8 protein-coding genes, 5 tRNA genes and 1 pseudogene are annotated in these 8,221 nt (G+C 42.7%); 7 read left to right on the top strand and 7 right to left on the bottom strand.

Features of this window, described 5'->3' with window-relative positions; translation table 11 throughout:
- Positions 1 to 637, top strand: a 637-nt coding sequence (locus V4C51_RS16330; RefSeq protein ID WP_330927243.1) for an NAD(P)/FAD-dependent oxidoreductase, incomplete at its 5' end; no start/stop codon positions are given.
- A gap of 42 nt (positions 638 to 679) precedes the next feature.
- Here V4C51_RS16330 and V4C51_RS16325 read toward each other — a convergent pair.
- The 6 genes from V4C51_RS16325 to V4C51_RS16300 form a co-directional block, all read right to left on the bottom strand.
- Positions 680 to 755: transfer RNA gene (locus V4C51_RS16325), tRNA-Lys, on the bottom strand.
- Between the two features lie 39 nt (positions 756 to 794).
- Positions 795 to 870: transfer RNA gene (locus tag V4C51_RS16320), tRNA-Asn, on the bottom strand.
- 72 nt (positions 871 to 942) lie between these two features.
- Positions 943 to 1,018: transfer RNA gene (locus tag V4C51_RS16315), tRNA-Lys, on the bottom strand.
- A gap of 86 nt (positions 1,019 to 1,104) precedes the next feature.
- A tRNA-Lys gene (locus V4C51_RS16310) sits at positions 1,105 to 1,180 on the bottom strand.
- Between the two features lie 31 nt (positions 1,181 to 1,211).
- A tRNA-Asn gene (locus V4C51_RS16305) sits at positions 1,212 to 1,287 on the bottom strand.
- A gap of 192 nt (positions 1,288 to 1,479) precedes the next feature.
- Positions 1,480 to 2,082, bottom strand: coding sequence for a peroxiredoxin (locus tag V4C51_RS16300; RefSeq protein ID WP_330927242.1), 603 nt, complete (start codon positions 2,080 to 2,082; stop codon positions 1,480 to 1,482).
- Between the two features lie 511 nt (positions 2,083 to 2,593).
- On the opposite strand from V4C51_RS16300, the gene bfr reads away from it, so the two are divergent.
- On the top strand, positions 2,594 to 3,067 hold the full coding sequence (gene bfr, locus V4C51_RS16295; protein WP_330927241.1) for a bacterioferritin: 474 nt from the start codon (positions 2,594 to 2,596) through the stop codon (positions 3,065 to 3,067).
- A 73-nt stretch (positions 3,068 to 3,140) separates the two neighbouring features.
- Here the strand turns inward: bfr and V4C51_RS16290 are convergent.
- Positions 3,141 to 3,278: pseudogene (locus V4C51_RS16290) on the bottom strand (transposase); the annotation flags it as partial.
- Between the two features lie 666 nt (positions 3,279 to 3,944).
- Here V4C51_RS16290 and V4C51_RS16285 point away from each other — a divergent pair.
- From V4C51_RS16285 to V4C51_RS16265, 5 genes are all read left to right on the top strand, one after another.
- Positions 3,945 to 4,571 (top strand): RING finger domain-containing protein, encoded by a 627-nt coding sequence (locus V4C51_RS16285; protein ID WP_330927240.1) that lies wholly within the window; start codon positions 3,945 to 3,947, stop codon positions 4,569 to 4,571.
- Positions 4,572 to 4,839: 268 nt separating this feature from the next.
- Positions 4,840 to 5,460, top strand: coding sequence for an RING finger domain-containing protein (locus tag V4C51_RS16280; protein ID WP_330927239.1), 621 nt, complete (start codon positions 4,840 to 4,842; stop codon positions 5,458 to 5,460).
- Positions 5,461 to 5,690: 230 nt separating this feature from the next.
- Positions 5,691 to 6,317: an RING finger domain-containing protein gene (locus V4C51_RS16275; RefSeq protein ID WP_330927238.1), complete on the top strand. Its 627-nt coding sequence runs from the start codon at positions 5,691 to 5,693 to the stop codon at positions 6,315 to 6,317.
- Positions 6,318 to 6,591: 274 nt separating this feature from the next.
- A complete protein-coding gene (locus tag V4C51_RS16270) occupies positions 6,592 to 7,227 on the top strand; it encodes an RING finger protein (RefSeq protein ID WP_330927237.1) in 636 nt (211 codons plus the stop codon).
- 250 nt (positions 7,228 to 7,477) lie between these two features.
- Complete coding sequence (locus tag V4C51_RS16265) at positions 7,478 to 8,101, top strand: RING finger domain-containing protein (RefSeq protein ID WP_330927236.1); 624 nt, start codon at positions 7,478 to 7,480, stop codon at positions 8,099 to 8,101.
- Positions 8,102 to 8,221 lie beyond the last annotated feature (120 nt).

Raw genomic sequence — 8,221 nt, 5'->3', positions numbered from 1 at the left:
CCGGATCAGCAACTGTGTCCATAAACAGCTGACTAAAATGGGGATCAGCGTCATGGTGCGCCAGCTGGTTAGTAACATTCGTCACGACGGACTATCTACTCGCGACGGCAGCGCAATGGACTTTGATTTAATGATCTGGGCGGCTGGCATTAAGGCACCGGGCTTTTTAGCGGAAATCGACGGACTGGAAACCAATCGCATCAATCAGCTGATCGTCAGACCCACTCTCCAAACCACTTTAGACAACAACATCTATGCACTTGGTGACTGTGCCAGCTGCACGCTAACAGATAAAAAGGGGCAGAAGGTTACCATCCCCCCAAGGGCGCAGGCCGCTCACCAGCAGGCCACCCTGCTGGCCAAAAGCTTTGCCGGCATTATCAACCAGGCATCACCATTGGCTTTTTCTTACAAGGACTATGGCTCACTCATCTCCCTGAGCCGGTTCAGCGCTGTGGGAAACCTGATGAGCACCATTTCCGGCAGTATGATGGTAGAGGGCACATTGGCCAAAATGTTTTATATCAGCCTCTATCGCATGCACCAGATGACACTGTATGGTCGAATCAAGACAGGAGCGCTGATCTTAAAGGATCTGCTCAGTAAAACTACGCGTCCCCAGCTAAAATTACACTGACAGCATAAAAAAAAGACCACTATTAACGTGGCCTTTAGGTAATGGTGGGTCGTGTAGGATTCGAACCTACGACCAATTGGTTAAAAGCCAACTGCTCTACCAACTGAGCTAACGACCCGTATTTTCTATACTGGCTGATTCTGCCAGCCTTAAAATATGGCTCCCCGAGCTGGACTCGAACCAGCGACCCAATGATTAACAGTCATTTGCTCTACCAACTGAGCTATCGGGGATCAAATTTTCTACAAACTTTCCGGTGCTTTACCAACGCAAAAACACGAAGAGAGCGTTGCGATAAAACAAAATGGTGGGTCGTGTAGGATTCGAACCTACGACCAATTGGTTAAAAGCCAACTGCTCTACCAACTGAGCTAACGACCCGCTAAACGGTTTCACACTTAACGCTGAAGGTGAAATGTAAAGCAACCAGCCAATAACATCAACTGCTTCTATAACAATCTATAAAATGGTGGGTCGTGTAGGATTCGAACCTACGACCAATTGGTTAAAAGCCAACTGCTCTACCGACTGAGCTAACGACCCAACTGTCAGCACCTGCTTAAACAAGCGCAAATGGCTCCCCGAGCTGGACTCGAACCAGCGACCCAATGATTAACAGTCATTTGCTCTACCAACTGAGCTATCGGGGAATTTCCGGTGGTAACAGCCGCGCTGTCTTCATCACCTGACGGCAGCGAATATTAATGAGTTTTTCGGCTGAGTCAAGTGCTGTACTGCACAATTTCGGTATAAAACAGAACGATAGGAAAAAACATGAACACCAAAATGGCAAAAAAGACTGCCAGCGACAGCCTTTTTTCACCCGTTCAAAACAAGATTCCTTACAACTTGTCAGCATTCTCCGCAAGGTAGCTGGCAACACCTTCAGGTGAAGCATTCATGCCTTTCTCACCCTTTTTCCAGTTCGCCGGACACACTTCTCCGTGCTCTTCGTGAAACTTGATGGCGTCAAACAGGCGCACAAACTCTTCCATGTTACGACCCAATGGCAAGTCATTAACAATCTGGGAGCGGACAATACCGTTTTTATCAATCAAAAAAGCGCCACGAAAGGCAACACCACCTTCGGACTCCACATCATAAGATTTGGCAATCTCGTGAGTCATATCAGCCGCCAGTGTATAAGACACTTGACCAATGCCACCTTTATCGACCGGGGTTTTACGCCATGCATTGTGAGTGAAATGAGAGTCGATGGAGACGCCAATCACTTCAACACCTCGTTCTCTGAAGTCTTCCATACGATGATCCAGCGCGATCAGCTCGGACGGACACACAAAAGTGAAATCCAGTGGATAGAAAAATACCAGTCCGTACTTACCTTCAATCGCTTCAGACAGAGTGAAAGCATCAACAATCTCACCGTTGCCCAGTACGGCAGGAACAGTAAAATCCGGTGCTTTTTTGCCAACTAATACGCCCATACGTTCAATCTCCGTTGATCCAACAAATCAACACACATCCATTATGGTTTTAGGAGCCTGTCGGACTTAAGACAATTTCGGCCTAAAACCCAGAAAGCGCGAGAAAGTGCGGCCAGAATTTCCGATCAATTTGCTTAAACAGGTCAACTATTCGCACAAATTGATCGAAAACGCTGACTCGCCCTACTGAATTTTATGCTCGAAAGCATAAGTCCGACAAGCTCCTGGGGATATGTGCATCGGGAATGCTCAAGCAGGGGTTATGATACACGCGAGCATTCTGCTCGCCTACTAAAAGCTATTTCAATTATGATGAATTTTATCTTACCTGTTATAGTTATTTTCTATCAAAAACTCTAGGCTAGTAGATAACTCAACTAGACAACTCAACAACCAGAACAAGAAAGTAAATCCGAATACCACTCATTCTCTTTATATTTCAATAAGTTATATTTGACAGATCGTTATTCCATACCATAATTAACTGATCTTCATTCAGGAGATCAAAGCAATGCAAGGCAAAGAAGATGTTATTGCCCACCTGAACAAAGTCCTGGCAAACGAACTCACAGCCATTAACCAGTACTTTCTCCATGCGCGTATGCTAAAAAACTGGGGCATCACCAAGCTCGGTGAGTATATCTACAAAGAATCCATTGAAGAGATGTGGCATGCTGACTGGTTGATAGAGCGTATTTTGTTTCTGGACGCAACCCCCAATTTTGAATACATCGACTCCCCAACGATTGCAGAAGATGTGAAAGGAATTCTGGAGTTCGACCTGAACCAGGAAAAGAAATCCATGGAAACACTGTTGGAGGGGATTGAATGCTGCGAGCAAACCAGGGATTATGGGTCAAGACAACTGCTCGAAAAAATCCTCCATGCCGAAGAAGAGCATATGGATTCGCTGGAGGTTCACCTCAAGCAATATAACACCCTGGGTAAAGAAAATTATCTACTTGCGCAAAGCGCTGATACCTGATCACTACTGTAAACAGTGTCTATCGGTTCCCGAAAGAGTACTCCCGCCGAGCCAGGCGGGAGGTGAGTTTCGTTCAGCCCGTCCAGGGCTGATCCTGGTTCTTGATATACTCTTTAATCACATCCAGTGGCGCACCGCCGTAACTGCCAGCAAAGTATGATCTTGACCATAAAACCGGCTTTCGATACGCTCCGGCAATATCACAAAATTCTTGGAGCCTGTCGGACTTATGCTTTCGAGCATAAAATTCAGTAGGGCGAGTCAGAATTTTCGATCAATTTGTGCGAATAGTTGAAATAGTTGAAATAGTTGAAATAGTTGACCTGTTTAAGCAAATTGATCGGAAATTCTGGCCGCGCTTTCTCGCGCTTTCTGAATTTTAGGCCGAAATTGTCTTAAGTCCGACAGGCTCGTAGTAATAGGAATCCCCCAGCGATCTAGAGGGTGTCGCGAGAGGATGTCAAATGTCCAAGTTGCCGTAAGCCCTTTCAAGCCAGAGGGAGTTACACTCTCCACCAGATCACCCATTGAAACCGCAACCAGAAAGTCAAGATAGAGTAATAAATTTCTCGAAAATAACCACCCAATTTTATTTTAAATATAGCTATGTAATACTGCTTAAGCGGTCACTTTTTAAAGAATTAATCCCTCACAATCACTGTCAGCATCAATGTAAGGCTATTGTAGAGCAAATAATGTGTAAATCACAAAAGCTAATTGTATGAAATGACCAGCAGGCGTCGTTGCCGACCCTTGAAAATAACCAAAAGAAACAAATCGCTGATATCTTCTCACCTTTTTAAACAATATCCAGTATAATGCCTAACAAGATAACAGTGTTCATAGTACAGCAAAGTAGATGGTCAGGAGCAATGTTATGCAAGATCAATATGGAACTTTTACAGAGCCTGTTACTGTTCAACCGTTGTCCAGGGGATATGCCCCACTTCTCAGTCAAAACAATACCCATTATCCTGGTATACAGGCAGCTGAACTGACTGATACATTGTGTACCATCTGCCGGGAAGATTTTGTAGCAGGTAATAAAGTTGGCAAACTAAAAGACTGTGGCCACATTTTTCATGAGAATTGTCTATTAGGTTTACTGGGTGTACCCAGTATCTACCTGGACCCTTCAGAACCTCCCAACATGTACCCTTATTGCTTGCGAAAGGCAGTAAGAGTGTGTGGTCCACACATTAACGCGTGTTTTTGTAGTTTATTCTGTGCTTTTACCTGCTGTTGTGGTTGTATCTTTTGCCGTTCAGGCAGTCTGCACCCGCGTCGTATTGAACTCAGTGATAGTGATATCATACTTCTTCATAACCCTGAGAATCCTAGATTCCTTGCAGACCACCTTGAGGGTATAAGTTACTATTATAACTATAAGGGTTCTGACGGCCGTGAATGGTTCTATCAAGACGAAGGCTTACCTGCATGCCCACACTGCCGTAACGTTTTTCAAGTCAGGGGAAGTTACACTCTCTACGAGATCACCAATTAAAACCAGAGCCATAAAATCTACATTGTAGTAAGAATTTTTCCAAAAATAACTTTTCGATTTTTTTGGACGTATCCGCATAAGTACATTACGAAAGCAATCTATGAAAACATCGAACTCACGATTATTATCACCAAAAAACTGTCGTTTATTGGGTAGTGTATAAGCAACTAAGTACTTATGCCTGATTGTCTTTGTAAACAGTGTCTATAATGCATAAAAAGATAACAGTCTTCATAGCACAAAAAAGCTGGTGGTCAGGAGCAATTTTATGCAAGGTCAATATGGAACTTTTACAGAACCTGTTACCGTTCAACCGTTGTCCAGGGGGTATGCCCCACTTCTCAATCAAAGCAATATCCATTACCCTGAAATGCAAGCAGCTGAACTGACTGATACATTGTGTACTATCTGCCGGGAAGATTTTGTGGCCGGTAATAAAGTTGGCAAGCTAAAAGACTGTAGTCACGTTTTTCATGAGAATTGTCTATTGGGTTTACTGGGTGTACCCAGTATCTACCTGGACCCTTCAGAACCTCCCAACATGTACCCTTATTGCCTGCGTAAAGCAGTAAGAGCGTGTGGTCCAGACATTAACGTGTGTTTATGGAGTTTATTCTGTGCTTTTACCTCCTGTTGTTGTTGTATCTTATGCTGTTCAGGCAATCTGCACCCGCGTCGTATTGAACTCAGTGATAGTGATATCAGACTTCTTCATAACCCTGAGAATCCTAGATTCCTTGCAGACCACCTTGCGGGTATAAGTTGCTATTATAACTATTGTGACGGCGGTGAATGGTTCCATAAAGGCGAAGGCTTACCTGCATGCCCACAATGCCGTAAAACTTTTCAAGTCAGTGGAAGTTACACTCTCTACGAGATCACCGATTAAAACCACAGCCATAAAACCCACATTGTAGTAAGAATTTTTCCAAAAATAACTTTTCGATTTTTTTAGACGTATCCGCATAAGTACATTACGAAAGCAATCTATGAAAACATCGAACTCACCATCGTTATTAGCACTAAATATAAACTGTCGTTTATTTAGCCGTGTCTATTAATACATAAAAAGATAGCAGTGTTCATCGTACAGAAAAGTAGGTGGTCAGGAGCAGTGTTATGCAAGATCAATATGGAACTTTTACAGAGCCTGTTACCGTTCAACCGTTGTCCAGGGGGTATGCCCCACTTCTCAATCAAAGCAATATCCATTATCCTGAAATGCAAGCGGCTGAACTGAATGATACATTGTGTACCATCTGCCGGGAAGATTTTGCAGCAGGTAATAAAGTTGGCAAGCTAAAAAACTGTGGCCACATTTTTCATGAGAATTGTCTATTGGGTTTACTGGGTGTACCCAGTATCTACCTGGATCCTTCAGAACCTCCCAACATGTACCCTTATTGCCTGCGTAAGGCAGTAAGAGCGTGTGGTTCAGACATTAACGTGTGTTTATGGAATTTATTCTGTGCTTTGACCTGCTGTTGTTGTTGTATCTTTTGCTGTTCAGGCAATCTGCACCCGCGTCGTATTGAACTCACTGATAGTGATATCACATTTCTTCATAACCCTGAGAATCCTAGATTCCTTGCAGACCACCTTGCGGGTATAAATAACTATCATAACTATAACGATTCTGACGGCCGTGAATGGTTCTATCAATATGGAGGCTTACCTGCATGCCCACAATGCCGTAAAACTTTTCAAGTCAGGGGAAGTTACACTCTCTACGAGATCACCGATTAAAACCACAGCCATAAAACCCACATTGTAGTAAGAATTTTTCCAAAAATAACTTTTCGATTTTTTTGGACGTATCGGCATAAGTACATTACGAAAGCAATCTATGAAAACATCGAATTCACCATCATTATTAGCACTAAATATAAACTATCGTTTATTGAATAGTGTATAAACAACAAAGTATTTGCTCCTGATCGTTTTTGTGAACAGTGTCTATAATACATAAAAAGATAACAGTCTTCATAGCACAAAAAAGCTGGTAGTCAGGAGCGATTTTATGCAAGGTCAATATGGAACTTTTACAGTGCCTGTTACCGTTCAACCGTTGTCCAGGGGGTATGCCCCACTTCTCAATCAAAACAATACCCATTATCCTGATATGCAATCAGCTGAACTGCCTGATCCCTTGTGTACTATCTGCCAAGAAAATTTTGTGGCCGGTAATAAAGTTGGCAAGCTAAAAGACTGTGGCCACGTTTTTCATGAGAATTGTCTATTGGCTTTACTGGGTGTACCCAGTATCTACCTGGATCCTTCAGAACCTCCCAACATGTACCCTTATTGCCTGCGTAAGGCAGTAAGAGTGTGTGGTTCAAACATTAACATGTGTTTAGTTTGTTTATTCGGTACTTGTACCTGCTGTTGGGCTTTCGCCTATTTCCATTCATGCAACCTGAATCCACGCCGTATTGAACTCAGTAATAGTGATATCGCGCTTCTTCATAACCCTGAGAATCCTAGATTCCTTGCAGACCACCTTCAGAATCTAAGTTGGTTTTGGGATTATTGTGACGACAGTGAATGGTTCCATCTTCAGGAAACATTATGTACATACCCACAATACCCATGTCCACAATGCCGTAGAACTTTTCAAGTCAGGGGAAGTTACACTCTCTACCAGATCAGCGATTGAAGCTACAATCAGAAAGTTGAGCTTTAGCAAGTAGTTTATTAAAGCATCACGCTTACAATCATTATCATCATTAATGCTTATTTGTCGTGTATTTAATAGTGTATAAGCCACACAAAACCGTTTCCAAGCAATAGCTGTCAGACGTCGTTGGGCCTTGGAAATGATCAAAAACGACAAACTTATTATATGCCCAGACACCTTTTTAAACAGTCTCTAAAACGCAGAAAAACAGATAATCAGGAGCGTTACAATGCCAAATGACTATGGAACCTTTCCAGAGCAACCTGTTACTAATCAACCGTCGCAAAGGGGCTATGCCCCGGTGCTCAATCAAAGCAATACTGATTATCCTCAGATGCCCTTAGCTGAACTGACTGATGAACTGTGTACTATCTGCCAGGAAAATTTTGTGGCCGGTAATAAAGTGGGCAAGCTAAAAAAATGCAACCACATTTTTCATGAAAATTGTATTTTGAGTCTCCTTGGTGTACCCAGTATTTACCTGGACCCTTCTGAACCTCCCCAAATGTACCCTTTTTGCTGCCGCAAAGCAGTGAGAGCGTGTGGTCCAAATATTAACATGTGTTTACTTCATTCACTCGGTGGAACCTGCTGTATTTGTTGCATTCCTTTCTGCTCATGCAATCTGCACCCGCGCCATATTGAACTCAGTGATAATGATATCACGCTTCTTCATAAACCCGAGGATCCTGGATTTCTTAGAGACCACCTTAGTAATCTAAAATGGTTTTATAACGATTGTTTTGACGGCGAATGGTTCCATCATTACGAGGAAAAATTACCCAAATGTCCAAATTGCCGTAATAGTTTTGAAGTCAGAGAAAGTTACACCCTTTACCAAATGACCAACTAAAAGCGCAATTTTCTCAGAAACGCCCTTCTGATTCCACCCTAAGTTAAGTATATCTACGTAACCATACTGCGTAAGTTGTTTATTAAAAAATCAAACTAACCATCATTATTAATATTATTG

Origin of the sequence: Candidatus Sororendozoicomonas aggregata (assembly GCF_031528575.1) — a bacterium.
Classification (GTDB): Bacteria; Pseudomonadota; Gammaproteobacteria; order Pseudomonadales; family Endozoicomonadaceae; genus Endonucleibacter; species Endonucleibacter aggregata.
Note: the sequence above shows the minus strand (reverse complement) of the source record. Positions and strands in the feature narration are given on the sequence as shown.